A 23,492-nucleotide genomic window follows, 5' to 3' on the forward strand; every position below is an offset into this window, starting at 1 on the left:
TAACCTGCATGCATTAGTATCGGCCTTCCGTCGCTTCATATTCCTAAAATCGGGTAATACTACCTTAGGGAGTGATGACCAATGAAGGAGCTATATACCGGCAACTTATATTGGCCGGATACATTAGACCGTACGCGGAAATTTACGCCGCTGCGGGAAAACAAAAAAACACAAGTTGCCATTATCGGCGGCGGGATGTCTGGCACCATTTGCGCATCCGTATTCATAGACAGCGGCCTGTCCGTGTTGATGGCAGAACGGGGACAGGTGTCAGGCGGCAGCACCTTGGCAAATAGCGGTTTGCTGCAGTTCTCAAACGATATCATGTTATGCGACTTAATTGACCAAATCGGAGAGCGTGACGCTCAAAGTTTTTATAGGGCATGCAGGGATGCCATTGATTTGATTGAAAAAGCCGCCGAATCTTTAAAAGCCGATGTTGGCTTTAGAAGAAGAAGCAGCCTCTTTTACGCTACGACCGAGCAAGACCTGCCAAATCTAAAAAAAGAGTACGAGGCACTGAAAGCATCCGGATTTGACGTTGAATATTGGTCCCCTGATGATATCGAGAAGCATTTCCCGTTCCGGAAGCCTGGCGCTATCATTACACATGGCGATGCAGAGGTAAATCCCTATCAATTTGTAAACGGTGTCGCTAACGCCGCAGCCGATGCCGGACTTGAGATTTATGAGCAAACGGATATTGTTGCGCATGTTACACTGCCAAGCGGTATTCACCGCCTTCGCACCGGGGATGGCTATGAGATCGAAGCCGAACATGTGGTTTACGCGGTCGGCTACGAGCCTGAGGAGCTTCGCGGTAAGCTGATCAAAGCGGAAATGAGCCGCTCTTTCGCGCTCGTAACCGGAATCCAGAATGATCTTGAAAGCTGGCATGAGCGTTTTTTAGTGTGGGAAACCGCACGCCCTTATTTATACATGCGTACGACACTCGATGGGCGCGTCATCGTTGGCGGCCTGGATGAGCATATCGAGCAGCCTCTTCACAGTGAAAAGCAAAGGCAAGAACGAAGCAAAAAGCTGCATGAACAGCTAAAAACGCTATTTCCCGAGCTCCAGGCGCCGATTGAATTTGAATGGAGCGCTACTTTTGGGGAATCATGCGACAATTTGCCGTTTATCGGTGTCGATCCTGCTTGGAAGAACGTCTATTACTGCTTAGGCTACGGGGGCAACGGAACCGTATACAGTATGATTGCTGCCCATATCGTACGCGATCTGATTATTGGCGATAAACATCCTTTAATGGATATGGTGAAGCTGGACCGTAAATCCCTGACTAATGTCTAGAGGCAGCCTGCATGCATGTAGACTTGCTTAGATAAATAAGAAGAAGCCTCATCTAGCCGCAAGAAACAACTCGCGTATTAAATGAGACTTCTTTTTTACATCCTTAACAATGACTCTTATGCACCGGATGCAATTATTGAGGCGTTACATTCACGAAAGACGGCCTCTGCCGCGCCGAGGCGCGACAAATCAGGACCGCCTTCCTTATCAAACAGCGACTTGCTCTCATCGGTTTCAACGATGACGATTAAGGAACCGCTTTGCAGCGCTTTGCTGCACACTTGCGCTTCGTCATCGTCAAGTCCGAGCGCATGCAAACTGCTGCTGTGCTCATCCTCATTAAACAATATGGCAGCCGCAAAAGGATTGCCGCCCACGGCATAAGGCGCCGCTCCATAACCCGTTATCCCGTAAACGGCGTTTGTGCCGACGCCGGCATAACCGGTAGCAGCGGCCATTCCAAAGGTGCTTGATCCATCATGGTCTGACGTAGATTCAAGCTCTCTGAGCTCATCAACATGGACGTCGCTCTCCGCTTCTATGCGCCTAGAATGCTCGGAATCCTTGGCAAGCACTTTTATCTCGCCCTGGACGAAGCCAGCCTGCTCGAGTTGTTCTATCGCAGTAATTGCTTGCTGTTCGGTTTCAAAAATACCAATCTTTCTAGCCATCGACTTTACCTCCTGGATACAAACAGAAATACATATGCTGTTCATGCTTCAAGCTAATCTTGGTATGCCCTGTTTTTGACGGAATAAGTCGCATTTTGTAGAATGGCAGCTTGAATTTAAGATGGTATTGCCTAATCTGACGATTAGGTTGTGCATCAATGCAGTTCACGGTATGATGAAGGAATAGATATTGGAAATTCGGACAAGCAGGAGGCAAAGCGATGATCCATCGGATGCTTCGCTATCCCGCAGGATGGGAATGGCATGTACTGCAGCAAGCAAGGCAGCAACCCCTAAGAAATGAACCCTTGCCAAGCAGAAAAGATGCACAAAAACATACAAATGCTTCACGCGAAGAGCAAAGAGCCGTTAAAGCCATTACGAGAAAAGAACAGGATGCTGCTGAGCAGCACACGGATGAGCTAAAGCATCTTTTTCCGGAATGCGCTTCTTGGATTGATGAATGTTCCGGCAGACGGACAAATATGATTTCGGTGGGTGACGCTTCTCATTCGAAGAAGCTGCTCTTCGGCACCCTCATGTTTCAAATATCCGATGATCAAGCAGATGTTCAGCCCTTTCATTTTTGGCTGACCGAGGACCGATTACTGACGCTGCATGAGGATATGCGCCTTCCGCTCAGGGTGCAATCCGCTCAGCATACTTCAAAGCTCGACAGCTGCGCGACCGCCCCTGAAGCGTTTTTCATTATGCTTAGCATCGTTTTGGATACCTTTCATGCCGGCTTGGACGGCTTTGAGACGCGGCTTGGCGAACTGGAAACGACGATGCGCCAAGAGAACCGCACTGGTCTCATCGATATTATTTTCGAGAGACGCTATGAATTACTGCATTGGAGCCATCTCTTTATCCCAATTAGAGAGGTGCACAGCGCCGCAAAAGAAGCTTTCATGAACGATCTTACCGATGTTGACAGCTTCCAGCGAATCACCCATAAACTTGAGCGAATCGATGCTCTGCTCAAGCATTACGCGCTTGAAATTGATACTCTTATCTCCATGGACGATGCCATCTCTAACTTCCGCGGCAATGATATCATGAAGACGCTCACGATATTTACCGTCCTATTCCTGCCGGCTACGATCATAGGCAGCATTTGGGGGGTCAACTTCGAAATTCTGCCGTTCAAGGACTATAAATGGAGTTTCGCGGCCATGATAGGCGTCATTAGCATAATCACTCTCTTCATGTATATTTGGCTTTGGAAGAAAGGCTGGACCGGCGATTTACTGAATGGGCGTACGCCAAAGGAAATCATTGCACCAGACAGCTCCTCACCAAGGGGAAAGCGCTCAGATCGGATGAAGGCAAGCCGTTCCGAACGAACTTCTACCGCAGCAGCTTCTGCACCGCCGCCGCAAGCAAAAACCCGTTCAGGCCGAAAAAAAAACTAACCCGATTCTTTACATGCCATAAACCATCTCATCAGAATGCAAACAAAAAACCGTCCATGCAGGTCAATAACCTGTATAGACGGTTTTTCTTCATTTAAATCGTTGTCTACAGCTTGATTGGCTGTCCTGAACGCGCAGATAAGTTTGCCGCAATCGTAACTCGATGCGTAAGCACCGCATCCGCATAGCTCGATCGGATACGCGACGTATCTCCCGTTCTCACCGCATGCAGAAAAGCATCGTTTTCCAGCTCATAGGGATTGGTTCGGTTTGCATATTCTGTTTTGCGTCCCGCTTCCATATCAATCAATCCGCCATGTCCCAGCTCCAGTACGCCCTTATTCGTATAAATATGCAACCCGGCACGGTCGCCCGCCGGAATGGCACAAGTATTGCTAATCGTCGCCACTGCGCCCCCTGCTAGTTTTAAGGTTACCGTACCCACATCAGGAACGGTTACGCCTTCCTCGACACTGCTCATGTAACGGTCGCCGTATGCCGCATAAACCTCCGTTACTTCACCAACAGTATAGCGAAGCAAATCCACGATATGGGTTGTCTGCTCGACGAACTGTCCGCCCGAGCCCTCCATTTTGCGCCACCAGCTTACTCCTGGCATAGAGCCCATCCAGTAACCAAGCGCCATTAAAGCCGTACGCTCGCGCAGAAGCTCTCTTGCACGGTCGGTCCCCTCCATGTAACGGAAATGATAGCCGACTGATGTGATAAGCTGCTTCTCCTCTATGCCCTTCAAAATGGCAGTCGGCAGCTGCTCATCTACTCCGATCGGTTTTTCCACCAGGAAAGGAATGCTTCTCTCAAGTAAGGCTGACTCGATTTCACCATGCGCGAACGGCGGTACACATACATACACGGCATCAAGCTTTCGGTCATCAAGCATATGATGAATCGAATCATAACCCCGTGCGCCCTCAAAACGCTGTGCTGCCGCATCGGCTTTCTGTTGATTCGTCGCAACGAAAGCCGCGACATTCACACCGTCCAGCTTGGCCAGCTTCTCTGCATGCATCATGCCAAACCAGCCTGTACCCACAATACCTATTTGAAGTGTCATGAATGAATCCCCTTTCAGAATCGGTTTCTTCCCCGATTATACTTGGATTGCCATCATAAAGTCCATTTATATCCACTTTATATCCATCGGTACCCATTAGCCCAGTTCATCATACAATACTACATCGGTACAGCCGGAGCCGTATGAGCGGAGGGATGATATGGGAGCAAAGGGAGCAAACTCGAGAAACACACAAGCACCACAGGAGCTGGATCTTCGAACAGCTCTGTTTTTGGCAGCCGTTTGCGGGCAAACCTATATGCAGTACAACAACAAGGACGGTTTGTTCCTTGTACCGCGGGGCTACAGCCTAGTCGGCGAATTTACTGCAAAAGCCTATGATAACAGCGCGGAGAGATTCGGTTTTGTGCTGTCTTCGGAGCGAGCCTCCGTGCTTGCTTTTCGCGGCAGCGGTTCCGCAGTGGATTGGGTATCCGATTTCATCGCTCAGCAGACCGCATACCGCCCCGTCAAAAACGCGGGTCTCACCCATAAAGGGTTTACCGACATTTATATGTCCGCCCGTATCGGCATACTCGATATTCTAAAGGAGCTTCCTCCCGATAAACCATTGTTCATTACGGGGCACAGCCTTGGCGGATCGCTAGCAACGCTGGCGGCCATTGATCTGGCAAACAATTCTGCTTTTACGTCCCCCATTGTATATACATTTGGGACCCCTAGGATCGGCGATCCAAAGTTTGTGACGACCTATAACGCAACAATCGCAACCCACTGGCGCTTTCAAAATGAATTTGATATCGTACCGCATTTGCCAACGCTCGTTTACCAATCCCCGAAAACCAAACAAACGTATTACTACATGCATGTAAAAGGCGAAGTTAAGCGCTCGTTCCGGATGGGCTCCGTCGCGGGCAATCACATTTTATCGAGCTACTTTGCCGATCTTGCAAACGAGGATCCCTCATTTGCTTTGTCCATTTGCGCAGATCCTCCCGGCTGGTGCCCTGCGATTGATCTCTAAAAGCATGCCTCGCAAAAAAATAGTGAAGTAAATCTCTACCTCCATGAAACTGGATTCATGGTGAATGAGATTTGCCTCACTATTTTTGGATACGTAATTATTTGGGCTATGCTGTTTACGCGGATTCCTTATTTTGCCGGCAGCACGTAAAGCAAAATAGCAAAGAAGTGGACAATCGATCCGCCGAGTACAAACAAATGCCATACCGCATGGTGATAAGGAAAACCGCGCCACACATAAAACACCGTACCGAATGTATATAACAAACCGCCGGTAACAAGCAGCTGTATGCCTCCTGATGCCAAATGCTCGTTCAACGGCTTCCAGGCAAAAACGATAATCCATCCCATAGCAATATAAATGATCGTTGACGTGAAGAGAAAACGCGATGCAAAAAACGCTTTAAATATAACTCCGACGAGAGCGGCTCCCCATACTATGCCAAACAATGCCCAGCCGAGCGTCCCTTTTACGATGTGGAACAAAATCGGAGTATACGTGCCCGCGATAAATACATAGATAAACGAGTGATCCAGCGATTCGAATACCCGCTTCGCTTTTCCCTCCGGGAAGCTGTGAACGAGTGTAGAAGCTGCATACAGCAGCAGCATTGCCGTTCCATATATCGTAAAGCTAACCACATGAAGACCCGTCCCCTTCGATGCTGCGAATACAATCAACAGCACAAGCGCGGCTACGCTAAGACCAGCTCCGATACCATGGGTGACAGCGTTAGCTATTTCTTCTTTTTTGGAGTACGTATGGGTATTTGCCACTGGCTCACCTCCTAAGTCGTAAGCATGAGCCCTATTCCTTCGGGCCGCATACTTTCTTCTTAGTGTATAGGATCATACCCATCCTTTCAACCAGCCGCGCACACGGTCAACCGTTTTATCCAAATTGCAGACGGCCTCTTGGTCGGCATAGTCCTCCGTATGGCGAAAATAATCGGCATGGCCTCCTACCGTAGGGATACCCTCGACATAACCAGGCGCATACTTCATGCGGTTCCATCTTGGCATCGTAAAGCGATCTCTGCTCCAGCCGCCCCAAGTGCCGATCCGGCTAATCGGATCACTTGGATTACCCAATCTGTCGATTGAATGAAAATAACTGACGCGGTCCTGAAGCCTAGGCTCAATCGGCGTTCTTGGCGATCCGACCTGCACGATGCGGAAATCCTCGATCTTTTCTTGTTCATACAGCATTTTCGCTGCTTGATAGGCAGCTGCTCCGCCGCCGCTGTGTCCAATCAGGAGAATGCGTTCATTGGTCAATGTCTCTTTAATCTTCCCAAGCGCATGCTGCCCGCCGATTCTTCCTGCCGTTAAACGATTAGACAAATCGCTTTTCACCTCAAGCACCTGCCGAACCAAACTGCGGCTGGCATCGCCATAGGGGAAAATGACATGAATGTCGGGCTCCACGCCGTCAGATTGAAATAGCTTTTCAAGCTTTATTTTGCATTCGGTAAAAATACTGTTGGATGTTGCGATACCGGCAAGCAAATAGATATTCATTCGTGATGGTTTGGTCGCCGTCATAACGATTCCCTCCAAAATAAACATTAACTTGTGTCGCTCAATCTTATGATTTTCAACCCTTAACTTTATATTCATTATGTGGGTTTACCGCAAATTTCATTCTGGCATATTTATGATATTTAATTAAGAAGAGCGCCTGGCTTTTGTTAGCCGGCGCTCTTCTTTGATTATTGCTGCATCTAACTAACCGACTTTAACAGCTATACACCCATTTTTTTACGCTGATTGTTTACCTTCTTCGTGTTTTGGCTCTTCAGTGCCTGCGTCCCGGTAGAAAGATGCGTTTGGCCTGGAGCTCCTCCAGCTTTCGATTGCTTCTTCTGAGCGAGCAGCTGCTTCGCTTTCTCTGCTTGAGTCAGCTTCTTCGGCTGCTCTGCAGATTCGTTTTGTTCGATTGTAGACATAGGTTCACCTCACTTCATGCACTACATATTCTTATTCTACTACACTTATATATCTGGTAAAAGAGGCTTTGCTCAGGGTTGTGTAATTTGTTATCCGCCAACCTGCCTGCCGCAGCTGCCGGTCGATCGGTTCCGTCGTCACGATAACCGCTCGCTTTGCCCATTTTTTTATGCTTTCCAGCATAACAAGCTGCTCATTCTCCGGCAAAACAGAACATAAATTGTATGGCATATCTACAATTGCAGCATCGTACATCCCCTCAAGGAGCCGCATATCGCCGAGCTTCACCTGATTAGGATAACCAAAATGAGCGAGATTGACCCTCGCTCCCTTAACGGCAAGCGGATTAATATCCACACCCTGAATACGAATCCCCATTGACAAAGCTTCAATGAGGACAGTGCCCATTCCGCAGCAGGGATCGATGAGCTGCAGCTCTTCCGGGGAGCGCCCCGCCGCAAGGTTAACGATCGCCCGCGCTGCTCTAGTCGGAAGCGCCGTTGAATAATTTTGCGGCTTGTTCTGATGCTTGAGCCATGCCGCGCTGTTCTCCTCAAGCCATCCGAAAAACCAGCTGCCCTGAAGCTTCGTTAAACCAAAGAGCCGTTCTGCTTTGCGCATGTCTGCTTTACCCCGGATGACCGCTCCGGCAGCCCGCTCGAGCTGCCTCTGTTCATCGTAGGCGAACGCCTCATCGCCTTGCGTGAACAACACCTTGAACGTTCGGTCATTTAGATCAATAGACGGCAGTTGTAGGATGAGCTCCTCTAAGCTATCCGCTTGATGCGTAACCTCAATCCGCCGTTTAATGAACGGACTGCGGTGGACGGATACGGCATATGGACTGCGAATTACTCCCCCGGCTGCCGCCTGGCCGAACAAGGTTTGCAGCTCAAGCCCGCACAAGGCAGCCTCATCCTCATGACACGCGTACGTATAAATAAACATAAATGCCCTCACTATCCAAGTGTAAACGGCTGACGCCGTTTTGGCGGCAAAAGCTCGTTTCGCGATGAAATATAAGCATAGTATAACGTTATAATTTATACTTTCTTATATTTCAAGTGTAAACGGCTGACGCCACCTTTTCGGCAAAAGCTCGTTTCGCGGTGAAATGTTACTCGCTTTGCGGCATTGCTGCTGCATCCTTCGACTCCGAGCGAGTTACCGCTGGCGCTACGCCCAGCAGCTCAGCCTCAGTAGACAGCTCTGCTACTTGCTTCTCCAATGCTCTCACTGTCCGCTGCAAACGAATCTGACGAATCATGCCAAGCAGCCCAACCGTCAAGCCGCCAAGCAGCGTTGATGCCAAAATAACGAGGATCAGCGGAAGCGTTGCCTTCATAAATATAAAATTCACCTGAACCGAATCGACGTTAATCACAGCGAATATCGCAATAAGAAGCGCAAACACCAACGCGGAAATGAGAATGCCTTGTCCCTTCACACCGATCCCTCCCTTTTCCAGAAATCATACCATAAACCCCGCCGATTCGCCTATTCATGAGCTCCAAGCTATTTACTTCTTGATTTATCGTTATCGATAATGCGCCTTAACAGAGGCTGGACACATCGTTTTTTCTGTCATTCTCCACAAAAAAAAGGACGGTGCCCGACTAATCGGACACCATCCTTTTTTTTATGCAGCTTTATTTTTGTTATAAATGTCAAACGCTACGGCGAGCAGCAGCACCAAGCCTTTAATTCCCTGCTGCCAATCAATGCCGAGACCAACGAGAGACATCCCGTTATTCATAACCCCCATGACAAGCCCACCGATGATCGCGCCGATAACCGTACCGATGCCGCCAGTCGCCGAAGCGCCTCCGATGAAGACAGCAGCAATGGCATCCAGCTCAAAGTTAACGCCGGCCTTCGGCGTTGCCGCATTCAAGCGGGCCGCGAACAGTAATCCCGATAGCGCGGCAAGCACGCCCATATTGACGAACACCCAGAATGTCATCCGCTGCGTTTTTACGCCGGACAATTTTGCAGCCTTCTCGTTGCCGCCAAGCGCATAAATATGACGTCCCATGACCGTCTTATTCATGACAAAGGTGTAAACAACAACCAGGATGAACAAGACGATAAGAATATTCGGAATACCTTCATAAGCTGCCAGAACATAGGTGAACAAGTTTATAATCAATACGATTCCGACAAGTTTCAGTGCGAACAGCGGCCCCGGTACTACGCTGAACTGATAACGCTGCTGCGTCAAACGATTGCGCCATTCCGTAAAAACAAGCACGAGCGATAAGATCAATCCGATCACAATCGTAAGCACATGAATGCCTTCGCCTCCGAACCAATCCGGGATGAAACCGGAGCTAATTCGTTGAAACCCTTCCGGAAACGGAGATATCGACTGCCCATTCAAAACGACCATCGTCAAGCCTCGGAATAACAGCATTCCTGCTAGCGTTACGATAAACGATGGGATACGTATATAGGCGACCCAGAATCCTTGCCAAGCACCCACTAGTCCTCCAAATACAAGCGATAAGATGATAGCAATGGGATAAGGTATCTGCATATCTACAACTAGTATCGCTGAGATCGCACCGACGAACGCAGCAACCGAACCTACTGACAGATCGATATGGCCTGTAATGATGACAAGAAGCATACCGATTGCGAGCACGAGAATATAACTATTTTGCAAAATCAGATTTGTTATGTTGAGCGGCTTCAGTAGTATGCCGTCGGTTAAGATTTGGAACAACACCATGATTAAGACGAGTGCGATAATCATGCCATATTGGCGAATATTGCTTTTGAACAACTTGCTGAATGCTTCCATCTGTCTTACCTCCTGCTCTTCGTCATTAATTTCATCAGATGCTCTTGCGAGGCTTCTTGCCCGCTTACTTCGCCCGTCAGCCTGCCCTCGCTCATCACATAAATGCGATCGCACATGCCAAGCAGCTCGGGAAGCTCCGATGAAATGATCAGCACGCCTTTCCCCTCCGACGCAAGCTGATTAATGATCGTATAAATTTCATATTTGGCGCCAACATCTATGCCTCGTGTCGGTTCATCCAGCATGAGCACCTCCGGCCCCGCGAAAATCCATTTGCTGAGCACGACCTTCTGTTGATTGCCACCGCTTAAATTGCCTGTCTTCTGCAAAATGCTTGGCGTCTTTATATTAAGCTTCGAGCGGAACCTCTCCGCTTCGACGATTTCCTGGTTCGCATTCACGACCGTATTCCGCGATATTTTGTGCAGGCTGGTCAGTGTAATGTTCCGTTTAATGTCATCGATAAGAATGAGCCCATAATGCTTGCGATCCTCTGTCACATAAGCAATGCCGTGGTCAATCGCTTGATTGATTGAATTCAACTGCACTTTCTTGCCTTTCAAATAGGCAGCTCCGCTTATTCGTTTTCCGTAGGACCTGCCGAATATGCTCATTGCCAGCTCCGTTCGGCCGGCTCCCATAAGTCCAGCGATTCCAACGATCTCACCCTTGCGGATATACATGTTCACATCGTCAATCACCTTGCGGTCCTGCTGCGTAGGATGGTAAACGTTCCAATCTTTCACTTCAAAAATCGTATCTCCGATATTCGGCTCACGCGCCGGATAACGCTGCGTTAAATCGCGGCCGACCATCCCTTTAATAATCCGGTCCTCCGAAATGTTGTCCTTCACCATATCCAGCGTTTCGATCGTTTGACCGTCGCGCAGGATGGTAATGGAGTCGGCAACCTTCGTAATTTCATTCAGCTTATGCGAAATCATGATGGATGAAATGCCCTGTTTCTTAAAGGCAAGCAGCAGGTTCAATAAATTTTCGCTGTCCTCTTCATTGAGCGCAGCGGTCGGTTCATCGAGAATAAGCAGCTGCACTTTCTTCGAAAGCGCCTTCGCAATTTCTACGAGCTGCTGCTTGCCGACGCCGATCGATGAGATGAGCGTACCCGGCGATTCATTCAAACCGACCGTTTGCAGCAATTCCTTCGTCTTAATGACCGTATCGTTCCAATTGATAATGCCTCTTCTGGACTGTTCATTGCCCAAAAAAATATTTTCCGATATCGAAAGCTGAGGGATCAGCGCCAATTCCTGATGAATAATAACGATGCCGAGCTGCTCGCTCTGCGAAATATTTTTAAACTCGCATACTTGTCCTTTGTACAAAATATCGCCCGTATACGAGCCATGCGGATATACACCGCTGAGTACCTTCATGAGCGTTGACTTGCCTGCGCCGTTTTCTCCCATGAGCGCGTGAATTTCGCCTTCTTTTACCTGCAAATTCACATTTTCCAGTGCTTTGACGCCCGGAAACGTCTTCGTTATGTTTTTCATTTCAAGGATGATACCTGTCGTCATGTCATGATCACGCCCTATACACTCTTATATTTTAATAAAAACGATTTAGTGACAGTCTGGGCAACCATCACTAAATCGTAGGAGCACCTTATCATTGCGATTTATTTAAGTTGGTCTTCGGTGTAATAGCCGCTATCAACGAGTGCTGTCTTGTAATTCGATTTGTCGACCGAAACAGGCTCAAGCAGGTACGAAGGGACTACCTTCACGCCGTTATCGTACGTTTCTGTGTCATTCACTTCTACTTCAGTGCCTTTCAAAATGCTGTCCGCCATCGCAACTGCTTTTTTCGCAAGCTCGCGTGTATCTTTGAATACCGTTTGCGTTTGCTCGTCAGTTATGATCGATTTAACGGAAGCAAGCTCTGCGTCTTGACCGGTTACTACCGGAAGCGGATTACTATCCGAACCGTAGCCAACCCCTTTCAAGGAGGACAAAATACCGATGCTGATGCCGTCATATGGCGACAATACCGCGTGCACTTTCTCGTTTGCGTAATTTGCGCTCAGCAAGTTATCCATACGGGATTGAGCAAGCGCTCCGTCCCATCTAAGCGTTGCGACTTGATCCATCGTCGTTTGTTTACTACGGACGACAAGCTTGCCGCTATCGATGTATGGCTTCAGAACGGACATCGCTCCGTCGAAGAAGAAGTAAGCGTTGTTGTCGTCAGGCGAGCCTGCGAACAGCTCGATGTTGAACGGCCCCTTACCATCCTTAAGGCCAAGCTTTTCTTCAATATAGGAAGCCTGCTGCACGCCTACTTTAAAGTTGTCGAAAGTGGCATAGTAGCTGACATTCTCCGTTTTTTTAATCAAACGGTCATAAGCAATAACCTCAATGCCTTCTTTATTCGCTTTGCCAAGCACGTCACTCAGCGACTCTCCGTCTATCGGCGCAATAACGAGAATATCGACGCCTTTCGTAATCATATTTTCAATTTGGGATACTTGGTTTTCAATAACATCCTCCGCGTACTGAAGGTCTGTCTTATAGCCGAGCCCTTTGAACTCCTTCACCATGTTTGCTCCGTCGCCTACCCAGCGCTCGGATGATTTGGTAGGCATCGAAATGCCCACGTATCCGCTATCTCCGCTGCCTCCGTTATTTGATGCTCCGCATGCTGAAAGTACGAATACAATTGCCGTTACAACAAGTAAAGCCAGCCCTTTTCTCATGTGTGCCGTCCCCTTTCGTCTCTAAACAAGTTTGATTCTGCCTAATCAATATACATTCGGGGGCTCGCTATCGTCTTTGCAATAAAGCTACCTTTTTTATAAAAATTAAACCTTCTTGCAGCAAACAAGCGTAAACGGCTGTCGCAGTCCTCTGTGGCAAAAGCAGTCGTTTCGCGGAGATATATAAGCACATTTATATGTGAAAACATATAAATTCTTATATATTAAAAAACCCGTCAGCGCGATTTGCGCCGACGGGGCTTCATTATTGTTCAGTTTTAATCTAAATTAAAGGCTCATCCTCCTGGAAGGCTGCACCTTTTCGGTATTGATTTGGCGATACGCCTACCGATTTCTTAAAAGCGGTGCTGAAGTAATGCTGCGTATCGTAGCCAACCTTCTCGGCGATTTCATTGATCGGCAAATCAGTCGCATTAAGCAGTTGGATCGCTTTGCCCATGCGAAGCTGCGTCACAAGGCTGACAAATGAGGTGCCCAGCTCTTGCTTGATGATCCGGCTCATATAAACGGGCGATACCTGCATTAAATTGGCGAATGATTCGAGGCTCATATCCGCATCCATGTACGTCTCGCGTATATAGTCCTGTGCCCGGCGTACGAGCGGGGACATGACTGTCTCTTTATAAATACCCGACTTGCATTGCCGGTAGACGGCAGGAACAGACTGCAGACCTTGCTCAACCGTTTGGGTAAACACATGTACCGATATTTTCAGGTAGGCCTGAACCGCTTGCTGCATATCTGAAATAAGCACTTCCGGCACCGTTCCCCACAGGATCATGACGATTAAGCCGGCATGGTCGCGAAATAATACTTTTTCATAGGCCTCAAGCATTTCTGACACAATGTTCTCGATCGCAAATAAAAAGAGCTGCCGGTCGTTTTCCTTTCTCAGCGGCATGCTGGCATTCAGCTCGGGCCAACGGATTACGCCGATCAGAGCAGGCGAATGAACCGGAAGCCGCAAAAACTGCAGCTGCTCTACAATTTCGTCATTCGTCAGCGTCCCTTCAATCCACTCGAGACAGAACCTTTCCCGTATTAGCGGAAAGTTCTTAACGATTTGTTTAGATGCCTGCTGTAAATGTTCCTCCTGCTTCTGAGCCGTCTCCAGGTCATGCCTTATCCGAGTAAGCACATCCCTCAGCTGCTCCGCATTAGCCGGCTTCAAAATATAATCATCCACGCTAAGCCGGATCGCCTCCTGCGCATAAGCGAACTCATCATGTCCCGTGATGATAATAATTCGGCATTGCGGCAGCTTCTGCCGCAGCTCCTTCATGAGCGCAATGCCGTTCATAATCGGCATATTCAAATCGACCAGCGCAACGTGAATTTGATGCAGAAGCGCCAGCTCCAAAGCTTCTTCGCCGTCCTCCGCCTCCGCGCATACGCGCATGCCAAGCGTTGCCCAATCGACCGAGCCTCGGACACCTTCCCGAATGATTGGCTCATCGTCAGCAATTAATACTCTTAATAAGCCATCCATTTGTACACCTCCCTTCTACCCATGAATATCCCGCAAAATCGGAAGCGTAATGGTTACAGTTGTCCCCTTGCCCTCCGCGCTCTCCATGCTCATGCCGTACCGTTCACCAAACGTCAGTTGTATTCTGGCCTGCACATTAAGAACGCCGTAACCTTGCTGCTCCTGCGGCTTCCTGGAATTGACCATTTCTTGATGCTCCCTAAGCTCTTTAAGATCATGCTCCGAAAGTTTCGGAGTAGCTACTGTGCTCTCCAGCAGTCTTCGCAAATGTTCCAGCTTCTCTGGTGACATTCCGACACCGTCATCGCATATAGACAATAGAAGCAAGCCTTCGTCAATATAAGCTTTTATCGAAATATGACCCGGGCCCCTCCGTTCCTTAATCCCATGATAAATCGCGTTTTCCACAATAGGCTGAAGCACCAGCTTGATCACGTACAGCTGCTGCACATCCGGACTGATATCCAGCGAATAATTGAGCTTGTCCTTGTATCTTGTCTTCTGAATCACTAGATAGCTTTGAATATGCTCGATTTCATCCGCAAGCGGAATAATGTCATTACCTTTGCTAAGTCCGATACGGAATAGCTTGGAAAGTGACTGCACGACCTCCGCAACGTCGTCGGCACCTTTTTTCCTTGCCATCCAATGGATCGTATCCAGCGTATTGTACAAAAAATGAGGTTTAATATGCGCTTGCAGGCTGCGCAGCTCTGCCTCCCGCTTCTGCCTTCCCTGAAGCTCGGTTAAGCTGAGCAGCTTATTCATTTGGGCCAGCATCGTATTAAAGCTCCGGCCAAGCTTGCCGACTTCGTCCTCGCGCTCACCCCAGTACCGGATCGTCAGATCGCCGTTCTCCGCTTTTTGCATAAATGACATCAGCTGATTGATCGGCCTAGACATCGAATGCGCCAAATAAATGGCAGCCGCGATGCTGAGCAAACAGAGAAAAAATACGAAAGTGATGACATAGAAGCGGATTTCCTGAACTTCCAAAGCTGATTCCTTGGATGAAAACACGCCGACTGTCGTCCAATCGGTGAACGATGACTTACGGTAGATGATTTGCAGCTTCTCGCCGTCCACCGTCTGTGAAAAAGTACCCGTACTGCCATCCATCACCCATTGCTTCGGAATATCGCGAATAATCGGTTTTGCGGGCGAATAAATATGTCCCCCATCATGATCGATGACCAGCAAATAACCCGTTTTACCGAGTCTTACATCCTTCACAGCTTCCGCAATGACTCTGAGCTTTAAATCGATAAGCACGACGCCCTCAACCTGCTGCGTATTCGGATCAAGAATGGCGCGGACAACGGATATCACTTCGTCCTCTTTATAATTAGCATGACTCGTAATATTACGATGGTCGGGCTTGCCGAGAATCTTATAAATCCCCCTGCTCGCTACCGCCTCCATAAACCAGCTTTCCTCCGTCAACGGCTGCGAACTGCGGGCATATAGCTCGTTGCTGATGTATTCGCCTTTACTATTGACCACCATGACGCCCGCGACTTCCGAATATAACGTGGTGAAGCCTTGCAAAAACTTGTGCATGTTGTAGACGTTATTCTCCCGTTCCGCCAGAGATCCCCCATTGTCATTTCCTTTCAAAAATTGCTGCACACCGGGGTCAAACGCAATGAGATACGTCATATTTTGCATATTGCTCACATAAAACTCCAGCGACTTATTCACTTTCCCAATGAGCTGGAGCGTATTTTCATTAACCTGCTTGCCAATAATTCGTTCGACCGTATAATCAATGAGCAGCCCGAGCCCTATAGATGGCAAAATGGAAATAAGTAAAAACATAATAATCAGCTTGTAACGTATCGGCAAATTATTTAATTGAAAAAATTTCAGCTGTTTCAAGTGACTACCTCTCATTTCAGCGTACGTTCTCCGTTATTTCGCATAGAAGCTATCGACATTGTCCTGCGTGACGACGGTTATCCCCGTATCCACAAATTTCGGCAGAGGCGATCCGCCCATGACTGAAGTGGCGCTCTGTCCCGTCATATTGTGATGGAGATGGAATAAAAACTGCAGAGACCAGTAGCCCATATTCCACGTTCCTTGAGCAAGTGTTGCAGCGATTGTGCCCTCTTTCACCATATCCAACGTCCCTTTATCCGTATCGAAGCTGATCAGCTTCACTTGGTTATTATGCTGAAACATCTTACCGACGCCTACACCGCCGTTCGCTTCAGTCATGAAAAAGCCCTTCATATCTGGATGCTGCTTCATTACGTGAGCCGCCATCTGCCCCGACACTAGCTGATCACCCTTACCGTCTTTAATCGCAACCACTTCTATTTCAGGATATTGCTTAAAAATCGTTTCTTGGAACCCTACCGTCCGTTCCTGATGATTCAATTGGTTAGGCAGCGTCACGACAGCGACTTTGCCTTTATTGCCAATGAGCTCGGCCATTTTATGCGCGGCCGTAACCCCTGCATTATAATTGTTAGTAGCAAGAAAGGAATACGCCTTGCTCTCGTCCGCTCCTGCATCGAACAGCACGACCGGAATGCCGGCTTCGACTGCTTTATTGATGGAGCCGGTCAACGCACTCGCATTCATAACCGACAGTGCGATGCCTGCCGGTTTTTTGGCTATGACCTGCTCAAGGACGGTTACTTGCTCATTTACGTCATACTGAGTCGCGCCACGATACTCGACCGACACGTTTAGCGCCTGTGCGCCATCCTCAAATCCTTTAATCGCCGTTTTCCAATACTCGATTCCGGAGAGAAAGGTAACCATCACGTATTTCTCGTCAATGGTGCCGCGCAGTCCTTCATCCATCTGCTCCCATGGATTCGGATCGGCATTGCGGTAACCGATGTTTTGGTTATAAAAGACGAACAGCATGAATGTTACGATGAGCAATCCATAAATGAGCAGTATTTTCTTCAAGCCGATGTAACCCCTTTCAAAAATAAATAAAATAAACGCTGCTCCACTTTCGTGAGCTGCGTTTATTTTAACATACATGCAAATATATTATTACTTTACAATTAAAGGTGGTTCCAGACTTGTTTCTCCGTCTTAACTGACTGGCCTGTTGTTATCGCTTGGTCCATTAAGAGCGCCAAATACTGATCCTGAGCAGCATCAGCCAAGCTGTAGAAGGAAGGTCTAGCTCCCGCCACATAATCCCCCATATGCAGCAAGCAGGTCGCGATCGCTATTTCATCATCGCTTAATCGCGCGGGGGCAACCGAGTTTTTGTAAACCCACTCCCCCTCCGCAATAACTCCGCGATGATAATAGCCCTCTAGGTTGCCATGATGGCCGGTATCCACTCTGCGGAGCTCTGTATAAATAGGTGTCGCGTAATCTTCAAGGTAGCTGATTTCGTTGTTTATCAGCTCGCCTTTACTGCCTCTCACGAGCATGCGGCTTCGGCGGATCCACGAGAAATACTGATCGCCTGTAAAGTCGTACAGAGCCAGCTTGTCCCCAAAACGGAACGTAGCAATCCGCTGCACCGATTGAACCATTTGCTCCTCGAGCGGATCACCTTGCCTGCTAGGCCCTTTCATCAGCTTGGATTCAAACTGCTCCCCGCTTATCGTCGCGGCATCGAATCCAACGCCGAGCAGCTGTCTAATTAAGCTGATCCCATGGTAATCATGCGCCGCGGAAACCTGTACCTGCGACACCTCTCCAAGCTTTCCTGATTTTGCAATCCGAATCCGGGCCGCATGCATCGGTTGAAACAAATATTGCTCGGCTACCTGAATCTTCGCATCCCTCGGCAATGAACCGCATAGCTCTGCCAGGGCAGCCAAATCGACAGCCGGCGGCGTCTCCGCAAGAATAGGGATGCCAAGCTCTGTTAATTCACGGATGATATTCGGGGCAGCCGTCCGGGGCACAGAGACGACCGCGAAGCTGAAATGCTTCGCCTCTCCCGCAAACTGCTGAAGCGTGCGTACGGTTCGAATGCCCCATTTTGCCTCAAGCTCCCGTCCCTTATGCTCGTCTCTGACAAGTATAGAATGGATGCGAAACCGTTCAGGCAGCGCTTTCGCGATTCGTATGTAAAATTCTGCCCGCCAGCCTCCGCCGATGATTCCAAAATTTATAATAGACATAATAGATTCAGCCTCCGCGTTTCAAGATGTTTGGTCTAGGGTATATAAAAAAGAAAAAGACCTCCCCATGAGAGATCTTTTTTACGCTGTTCGGAATGTGCCTGTCGCTTTTATTTCCTCTTTGACGCCTGTATAGGTGTGCAGCTTACCGTGGTATACTAACTCAAGCATAGAGGTGTTCTCCAGATCAGCGGGCGTAACAAACAGTGACGGCTTATTGACCAGGTTCACGCCGCTTTCCTCAAAAACGGATGCCACGAATTGTGAGCAAAAATAAGCGTAATCCCGTTTCATCTCAATGTTAAGCATGATGCCGAACATGCCAAGCAGGTTATACTTGTATTGATCGCTGTTCTTTTCCATGTAGTGGATCTGGTTTCTAATGTTTATATAGGAGCAATCGCTAATTGTGCATCTGTATAAAGCGCAGGTTGAATTCTCAAAAAATTCGCCTCGAACATCCTCTTTCACAAAACCGGCAAAAAACGGATTGCTAGGATTCTTTCGGCCGAAGCTGTAAACCTCGTTCAGATCGCTGTCAAAAGCGATCGACGCATGATTGAGCATATTCTTCGTATACCATCTTATCGTCTTCGAAAATAATGTCCCCGTATTCGTTAAGAGCACATAGATTTCCTTATCTCTATTCATGCCGTACTACCTCCACATTAAAGAACTTTCATCTAGGTATTAACTTTAATGCAGGAGAACGAAATTCTAAACCTGCTCAGGTAATAGCCCTATCCCCGACCTTAGTCCAGTTCTGTAAGTATAGTGTGACAGAGGGCCGTCTACCAACCTCTTCTACTTTCATAACCTAACTTCATATTACTGGATTTTCTCTTTTTACTCAATAAGGAACTCGCCCTTTTCTCCCTCTTGCTTAAAAAAATGTTAAGATTTTCTTGCAGGACAAATGATATAGTAGGAAAAGATTGACACCATTCATAACCTATCTATATGCAACAAATCTTTATTTAGTATAGTGTATCATGTATATCCATTTGCAGCGGAGGCGTTTTCATGGAATGGTTCACCCGTTATAAAGCACAGCTGGCGCATGTTTACAGCATGGCGGAAGCCCGTATTGCCCTGTTTCCCGAGCCGCTGAATACGATTGGTCTAGTTTACGCGGATAAGTTCAACCCCGTTAAGCATGAAAGCGGCAAAGATTATATTTGCAGCCTGCTGCCCTACTGGGTGAAAGAGCCCAGCGGAATCAGCGATTCGCAGTGCGAGAAGCTCGCATTAGCTAATGTATATGGAATGCTTTATTTTTTCATTCAGGATGATGTGATGGACAGTCAGCCTTCTTCGGGCTGGAAGGAACAGCTGGCCCTCGGCAATCTGCTGATGCTTGAGATGTTTAGCGTATTCCGTGAGCTATTTCCTTCGCATTCATTGTTTTGGAGCTATTATCACCGTTATGTGACGACTTGGGCCGAAAGCGTAACGAATGAGCACCGCGACGATTATTTTATCCGTAATCCCATCCGGACGGCCGGCAAAGCCGGTCCCGTTAAAATCGCAAGCACGGGCGCGCTGCTGTTGGCTGGCCGTACGGAGCTTATAGAGAAGCTGGAGCAAGCGATCGATATCGTGCTGATGACACTGCAGATGGCTGATGACTACGCGGATTGGAAGGAAGATCTGGCAGACGGCAGCTACAACGGTTTATTGGCGATGATCGCAGCCGACAGAGGCACAGCTKATACCCCGCTAACTGAAAAGGATGCTGAGAATGCCATATATATTCGAGGATGCTTGAAGAAGTATGTTCAGCATGCTTCAGATAACCAGACTAAGCTGATTGCTTTGGAAGCGGGATCGGCTGAATTAGAGGCCTTCCATAATTTCATACTCATTAATTTGCACCAGATACATGAGACGATAGAATCAAACAAGCAACAGCTGCTCAAGGGCGGTTTTAACTATTTCCTACTTAATTCAGCTATATAAAAGATACAAAAGTTCTATTATTTGTCGAATAATTGAAAAATGATATAGAATTTGTCGAATAGACATGATAGACTGGGTATGGAAAACTTATACATATTCGGAAGGATGACTATTATGTCCGCACAACAAACATTGAAAGATCAAGTTATTCAAAAGGCTTGGGAAGACGCTGAGTTCAAGAAGCAGCTTATCGCCAATCCGAAAGCAGCGGTCAAAGAAGCTTTTGGCGTAGATGTACCAGATACTATTGAAGTCGAAGTCGTAGAAGAATCGGCTAATAAGTTTTACTTGGTGCTGCCGCAAAGCCCTGCAGAGGTTAAAGATGAAAATCATGTAGACGTTCCTATGTGGCGATAGAGAAATTATAAAAATAGAGTCGATGCCTTCACTAAGCGAGGCATCGACTCTATTATTGTATAGAGACAGGTAAATATATAATTGCTTCTGTACCGTTCCCTTTTATACTTTTGAAGACAATTGACCCTTGCATCACTTCAATAATACGATAAGTAACCATCAGCCCGAGCCCAGTTCCTTTTGTCTTCTTGGAATAATAAGGTTCACCCAATCTCTTTATATCAGACTCACTCATACCTTCCCCATTATCTTTTATACTAATAACCACTTTGTTCTCACTCTTATTCTCGAATGCTTGAATTTCTATAACTCCATCTTCTCCTAATGCTTCAATGCTATTTTTAATAATATTTATCAAAGCTTGCTTGAACTTTGAGGAGTTGCCTTTCACGTATAGATCAGCAGCATATTTCAAATGAATAACACCGCCCTGCATGGTTGCTAGAGGAACTAAAATCCCTTCTATCTTTTGTAATTCTTCTCCTATATTCAGCAATGTTGTATGTTCTATTTGGGGTTTAGCGAAGGTCAAAAAGTCAGTAATGATTTCTGAAGCTCGATCAAGCTCATCAATTGCAATTACCATATAACTCTTATCTTTATCGTTATTCGTCTTCGCTCCAAGAAGCTGCAGAAACCCTCGCGTTACCTGCAATGGATTACGAACCTCATGAGCTACGGATGCCGCAAGCTGACTAATCATTTCCATTTTTTCAGATCGTTGCAGTTCATTGTTGAAAATCTCTAATTGCTTCGAATATCTAAGTACCTGCTCATAATTTTGAGAAATTCGTCTAGCTAGTATTATAACTAGTGATGCAAGAAAACCAAAGATTCCCCATTTCCAATAAAACATTTGATGCATCATCCCCGTTGTAAAAAACCATATTATTTCTGCTCCGCTAACCGCTGCAAATATGGATAGCCCTGTTGACATTAAGATTGCATCTTTGTTCCCTTTGCGACAAAACATAATAAGAGAACCAATAAACAATAGATTTCCAATAATTATCGAAAGAGCAAAAGAAAAAGTCGCAGCATAAGTGTACCATTCATAAGCAGCTTCCCATTTAAAGCTAATCAGCAACCATATTATGCATACAACCGCAATGAAAATCTGTAAATTTCTAAAACGGAGTATGATTCCAAATGGACCTCTCCCAAAAATTTTTTCGATAAAAAAGAAAAGAGAAGGCATTACAAGAGTAGATGCAATATCAAATAAATAATAACTAATTTTTCCGTACTGAGAAAAATTAGCGTGAACAAACGGCGAGTACGTGAGAATCATTAATCCGATCGACAATATGACTGTGCTTAATGACCCCCAGCCTTTCACAATCGTTTTATTAAGAAATAACTTACACAGCAGTATAGACATGGATATGAATATAAGAGAGGCTCCTAAAATAACATCAATTAAATCTCTTATCATGTGGTTTTTTGCAAGATATTGATATTCACCCACTACAAGTTGATCCTGTAAACCTAATCGATCCGTATAGGTATCGACCTTCATGTAAACAGTTGAAAGCGATGTTTGCTTATCTAACGGTAAAAGAAACTGATTCTTATCGTAAGAATAATCACGAATATTAGTGAACACATTTATTTCTTGGATAAAAATTTTTACATTTGCAGCATATAGCTTATTTACTGACAATACAGGTACTGACCATCCTAACTTCGGTAATTTAAATCTTATCCATGCTGTATGGATGCCCTCTGGAACATTGGGATATTTACTTCCATACTCAATTTTGATCCATTCTAGGTCTTTCCTGGATATTGCATCCTGAACCGTGCTTTCAGTCTCCTCTTCCCACATCATTTCCCATTCCGTAATTGTGACAGCCGGTTTATCTGATAATGCATACGAAGGCGTCACTAAAAAATGGGAAGTTAAAAATAACAAAACCACAATAGCAAATAAAAATCTATATAAACCTTTCATATTACACCTCTATGTAAAAAAATATAAACCTAACACTTTACTGTATTTCGACAACATTCGATTCAGATCCTTCTAATCCTTCCTTTTTTACCAAAAATAATAATTTAAAACAGATTAATCCTAAGTGTATATAAACATCTCATTCTAGTATAAGTCGAACGGGAGGAAGCTCCGTCGGATAAACAAGGCCTTTTAGACCATTTATCACATTATTTCATTAAATTAAAGGTTCAATAGTTTCTATTATATGTCGTTTTATCGTATTTTAGATAGATAATGTCGAAAATTACTGGTACAATTAGGAAGTTAGACTCATACATATTCGGAAGGATGATCAATGTGGCCGCAGATCAAACATTGCAAGAAAAAATCATTCAAAAAGCATGGGAAGATGCAGAATTCAAGAAACAACTTATTGCGGATCCTAAAGCAGCGGTGAAAGAGGCTTTTGGCATTGAAGTACCGGATTCAATCGACGTGGAAGTCGTAGAAGAGACGGCAAATAAATATTATTTAGTCCTTCCGCAAAGCCCTACAGAGGTAAAAAGCGCCGGCGATTCCGTAGAAGCTGCTTGGCAATAGACTGCGCAAACGGCTGTCGCCATCCCTTTGGCGGCAAAAACTCGTTTCGCGTTGAATTAAAAAAAGCGCTGACCTGCCTTCTAAGAAGGCAGACAG

General features: G+C 46.6%; 22 protein-coding genes. 6 read left to right on the top strand and 16 right to left on the bottom strand.

The genetic code is table 11. The annotated features are described in order from the left end of the window. Positions 1 to 81 precede the first annotated feature (81 nt). Positions 82 to 1,311, top strand: a complete 1,230-nt coding sequence (locus AC1DLI_RS11805) for an NAD(P)/FAD-dependent oxidoreductase (RefSeq protein ID WP_477602718.1) — start codon at positions 82 to 84, stop codon at positions 1,309 to 1,311. Positions 1,312 to 1,427: 116 nt separating this feature from the next. Here the strand turns inward: AC1DLI_RS11805 and AC1DLI_RS11810 are convergent, their stop codons facing one another. Beyond that, positions 1,428 to 1,982: a general stress protein gene (locus AC1DLI_RS11810; RefSeq protein ID WP_477602719.1), complete on the bottom strand. Its 555-nt coding sequence runs from the start codon at positions 1,980 to 1,982 to the stop codon at positions 1,428 to 1,430. A gap of 221 nt (positions 1,983 to 2,203) precedes the next feature. Between AC1DLI_RS11810 and AC1DLI_RS11815 the strand changes: the two genes are divergently transcribed. Beyond that, positions 2,204 to 3,397, top strand: a complete 1,194-nt coding sequence (locus AC1DLI_RS11815) for a magnesium transporter CorA family protein (RefSeq protein ID WP_477602721.1) — start codon at positions 2,204 to 2,206, stop codon at positions 3,395 to 3,397. A 106-nt stretch (positions 3,398 to 3,503) separates the two neighbouring features. Here the strand turns inward: AC1DLI_RS11815 and AC1DLI_RS11820 are convergent, their stop codons facing one another. Then, on the bottom strand, positions 3,504 to 4,472 hold the full coding sequence (locus tag AC1DLI_RS11820; RefSeq protein WP_477602723.1) for a Gfo/Idh/MocA family protein: 969 nt from the start codon (positions 4,470 to 4,472) through the stop codon (positions 3,504 to 3,506). Between the two features lie 160 nt (positions 4,473 to 4,632). Between AC1DLI_RS11820 and AC1DLI_RS11825 the strand changes: the two genes are divergently transcribed. Beyond that, positions 4,633 to 5,457, top strand: a complete 825-nt coding sequence (locus AC1DLI_RS11825) for a lipase family protein (protein WP_477602725.1) — start codon at positions 4,633 to 4,635, stop codon at positions 5,455 to 5,457. Between the two features lie 128 nt (positions 5,458 to 5,585). Here the strand turns inward: AC1DLI_RS11825 and trhA are convergent, their stop codons facing one another. From trhA to AC1DLI_RS11890, 13 genes are all read right to left on the bottom strand, one after another. After that, positions 5,586 to 6,233, bottom strand: a complete 648-nt coding sequence (trhA, locus tag AC1DLI_RS11830; protein ID WP_477602727.1) for a PAQR family membrane homeostasis protein TrhA — start codon at positions 6,231 to 6,233, stop codon at positions 5,586 to 5,588. A 72-nt stretch (positions 6,234 to 6,305) separates the two neighbouring features. Continuing rightward, positions 6,306 to 7,001, bottom strand: a complete 696-nt coding sequence (locus AC1DLI_RS11835) for a lipase family protein (protein WP_477602729.1) — start codon at positions 6,999 to 7,001, stop codon at positions 6,306 to 6,308. Positions 7,002 to 7,201: 200 nt separating this feature from the next. Next, positions 7,202 to 7,405 (bottom strand): hypothetical protein, encoded by a 204-nt coding sequence (locus AC1DLI_RS11840; protein ID WP_183562303.1) that lies wholly within the window; start codon positions 7,403 to 7,405, stop codon positions 7,202 to 7,204. 31 nt (positions 7,406 to 7,436) lie between these two features. Next, the gene (locus AC1DLI_RS11845; RefSeq protein WP_477602732.1) at positions 7,437 to 8,354 is read right to left on the bottom strand and encodes a TRM11 family SAM-dependent methyltransferase; all 918 of its coding nucleotides are present in this window, start codon (positions 8,352 to 8,354) and stop codon (positions 7,437 to 7,439) included. A 169-nt stretch (positions 8,355 to 8,523) separates the two neighbouring features. Then, a complete protein-coding gene (locus AC1DLI_RS11850) occupies positions 8,524 to 8,853 on the bottom strand; it encodes a LapA family protein (RefSeq protein ID WP_477602734.1) in 330 nt (109 codons plus the stop codon). Positions 8,854 to 9,045: 192 nt separating this feature from the next. After that, positions 9,046 to 10,209, bottom strand: coding sequence for a multiple monosaccharide ABC transporter permease (mmsB, locus tag AC1DLI_RS11855; protein WP_477602736.1), 1,164 nt, complete (start codon positions 10,207 to 10,209; stop codon positions 9,046 to 9,048). A gap of 5 nt (positions 10,210 to 10,214) precedes the next feature. Continuing rightward, the gene (mmsA, locus tag AC1DLI_RS11860) at positions 10,215 to 11,747 is read right to left on the bottom strand and encodes a multiple monosaccharide ABC transporter ATP-binding protein (RefSeq protein ID WP_477602738.1); all 1,533 of its coding nucleotides are present in this window, start codon (positions 11,745 to 11,747) and stop codon (positions 10,215 to 10,217) included. Between the two features lie 101 nt (positions 11,748 to 11,848). Then, on the bottom strand, positions 11,849 to 12,925 hold the full coding sequence (gene chvE, locus AC1DLI_RS11865; RefSeq protein ID WP_477602740.1) for a multiple monosaccharide ABC transporter substrate-binding protein: 1,077 nt from the start codon (positions 12,923 to 12,925) through the stop codon (positions 11,849 to 11,851). A 283-nt stretch (positions 12,926 to 13,208) separates the two neighbouring features. Beyond that, positions 13,209 to 14,435 (bottom strand): response regulator transcription factor, encoded by a 1,227-nt coding sequence (locus AC1DLI_RS11870; RefSeq protein WP_477602742.1) that lies wholly within the window; start codon positions 14,433 to 14,435, stop codon positions 13,209 to 13,211. Between the two features lie 15 nt (positions 14,436 to 14,450). Further along, positions 14,451 to 16,328: a cache domain-containing sensor histidine kinase gene (locus tag AC1DLI_RS11875; RefSeq protein ID WP_477602744.1), complete on the bottom strand. Its 1,878-nt coding sequence runs from the start codon at positions 16,326 to 16,328 to the stop codon at positions 14,451 to 14,453. An 18-nt stretch (positions 16,329 to 16,346) separates the two neighbouring features. After that, a complete protein-coding gene (locus tag AC1DLI_RS11880; RefSeq protein ID WP_477602746.1) occupies positions 16,347 to 17,360 on the bottom strand; it encodes a substrate-binding domain-containing protein in 1,014 nt (337 codons plus the stop codon). A gap of 101 nt (positions 17,361 to 17,461) precedes the next feature. Next, positions 17,462 to 18,544: a Gfo/Idh/MocA family oxidoreductase gene (locus AC1DLI_RS11885; RefSeq protein ID WP_477602748.1), complete on the bottom strand. Its 1,083-nt coding sequence runs from the start codon at positions 18,542 to 18,544 to the stop codon at positions 17,462 to 17,464. An 81-nt stretch (positions 18,545 to 18,625) separates the two neighbouring features. Then, positions 18,626 to 19,195: a hypothetical protein gene (locus AC1DLI_RS11890; protein WP_477602750.1), complete on the bottom strand. Its 570-nt coding sequence runs from the start codon at positions 19,193 to 19,195 to the stop codon at positions 18,626 to 18,628. Between the two features lie 372 nt (positions 19,196 to 19,567). On the opposite strand from AC1DLI_RS11890, the gene AC1DLI_RS11895 reads away from it, so the two are divergent. Both AC1DLI_RS11895 and AC1DLI_RS11900 read left to right on the top strand, forming a co-directional pair. Further along, positions 19,568 to 20,503 carry a hypothetical protein gene (locus AC1DLI_RS11895; RefSeq protein ID WP_477602752.1) on the top strand — a complete coding sequence of 312 codons (936 nt, stop codon included), beginning with the start codon at positions 19,568 to 19,570 and terminating at the stop codon, positions 20,501 to 20,503. A 114-nt stretch (positions 20,504 to 20,617) separates the two neighbouring features. After that, the gene (locus AC1DLI_RS11900) at positions 20,618 to 20,860 is read left to right on the top strand and encodes an NHLP leader peptide family RiPP precursor (RefSeq protein ID WP_477602754.1); all 243 of its coding nucleotides are present in this window, start codon (positions 20,618 to 20,620) and stop codon (positions 20,858 to 20,860) included. A gap of 52 nt (positions 20,861 to 20,912) precedes the next feature. On the opposite strand, the gene AC1DLI_RS11905 is transcribed toward AC1DLI_RS11900, so the two are convergent. Continuing rightward, a complete protein-coding gene (locus AC1DLI_RS11905) occupies positions 20,913 to 22,814 on the bottom strand; it encodes an ATP-binding protein (RefSeq protein ID WP_477602756.1) in 1,902 nt (633 codons plus the stop codon). Positions 22,815 to 23,153: 339 nt separating this feature from the next. Between AC1DLI_RS11905 and AC1DLI_RS11910 the strand changes: the two genes are divergently transcribed. Further along, on the top strand, positions 23,154 to 23,396 hold the full coding sequence (locus AC1DLI_RS11910) for an NHLP leader peptide family RiPP precursor (RefSeq protein ID WP_477602758.1): 243 nt from the start codon (positions 23,154 to 23,156) through the stop codon (positions 23,394 to 23,396). Positions 23,397 to 23,492: the final 96 nt, after the last annotated feature.

The sequence above is a fragment of the Paenibacillus sp. 01T443 genome, from assembly GCF_056398325.1.

What these genes read in the sequence shown, in the direction of transcription:
- AC1DLI_RS11805 (WP_477602718.1), top strand. Translation starts at nt 82, where the DNA reads ATGAAGGAGCTATATACCGGCAACTTATATTGGCCGGATACATTAGAC.
- AC1DLI_RS11810 (WP_477602719.1), bottom strand. Translation starts at nt 1,982, where the DNA reads ATGGCTAGAAAGATTGGTATTTTTGAAACCGAACAGCAAGCAATTACT.
- AC1DLI_RS11815 (WP_477602721.1), top strand. Translation starts at nt 2,204, where the DNA reads ATGATCCATCGGATGCTTCGCTATCCCGCAGGATGGGAATGGCATGTA.
- AC1DLI_RS11820 (WP_477602723.1), bottom strand. Translation starts at nt 4,472, where the DNA reads ATGACACTTCAAATAGGTATTGTGGGTACAGGCTGGTTTGGCATGATG.
- AC1DLI_RS11825 (WP_477602725.1), top strand. Translation starts at nt 4,633, where the DNA reads ATGGGAGCAAAGGGAGCAAACTCGAGAAACACACAAGCACCACAGGAG.
- AC1DLI_RS11835 (WP_477602729.1), bottom strand. Translation starts at nt 7,001, where the DNA reads ATGACGGCGACCAAACCATCACGAATGAATATCTATTTGCTTGCCGGT.
- AC1DLI_RS11840 (WP_183562303.1), bottom strand. Translation starts at nt 7,405, where the DNA reads ATGTCTACAATCGAACAAAACGAATCTGCAGAGCAGCCGAAGAAGCTG.
- AC1DLI_RS11845 (WP_477602732.1), bottom strand. Translation starts at nt 8,354, where the DNA reads ATGTTTATTTATACGTACGCGTGTCATGAGGATGAGGCTGCCTTGTGC.
- mmsB (WP_477602736.1), bottom strand. Translation starts at nt 10,209, where the DNA reads ATGGAAGCATTCAGCAAGTTGTTCAAAAGCAATATTCGCCAATATGGC.
- mmsA (WP_477602738.1), bottom strand. Translation starts at nt 11,747, where the DNA reads ATGACGACAGGTATCATCCTTGAAATGAAAAACATAACGAAGACGTTT.
- chvE (WP_477602740.1), bottom strand. Translation starts at nt 12,925, where the DNA reads ATGAGAAAAGGGCTGGCTTTACTTGTTGTAACGGCAATTGTATTCGTA.
- AC1DLI_RS11870 (WP_477602742.1), bottom strand. Translation starts at nt 14,435, where the DNA reads ATGGATGGCTTATTAAGAGTATTAATTGCTGACGATGAGCCAATCATT.
- AC1DLI_RS11875 (WP_477602744.1), bottom strand. Translation starts at nt 16,328, where the DNA reads ATGAGAGGTAGTCACTTGAAACAGCTGAAATTTTTTCAATTAAATAAT.
- AC1DLI_RS11885 (WP_477602748.1), bottom strand. Translation starts at nt 18,544, where the DNA reads ATGTCTATTATAAATTTTGGAATCATCGGCGGAGGCTGGCGGGCAGAA.
- AC1DLI_RS11890 (WP_477602750.1), bottom strand. Translation starts at nt 19,195, where the DNA reads ATGAATAGAGATAAGGAAATCTATGTGCTCTTAACGAATACGGGGACA.
- AC1DLI_RS11900 (WP_477602754.1), top strand. Translation starts at nt 20,618, where the DNA reads ATGTCCGCACAACAAACATTGAAAGATCAAGTTATTCAAAAGGCTTGG.
- AC1DLI_RS11905 (WP_477602756.1), bottom strand. Translation starts at nt 22,814, where the DNA reads ATGAAAGGTTTATATAGATTTTTATTTGCTATTGTGGTTTTGTTATTT.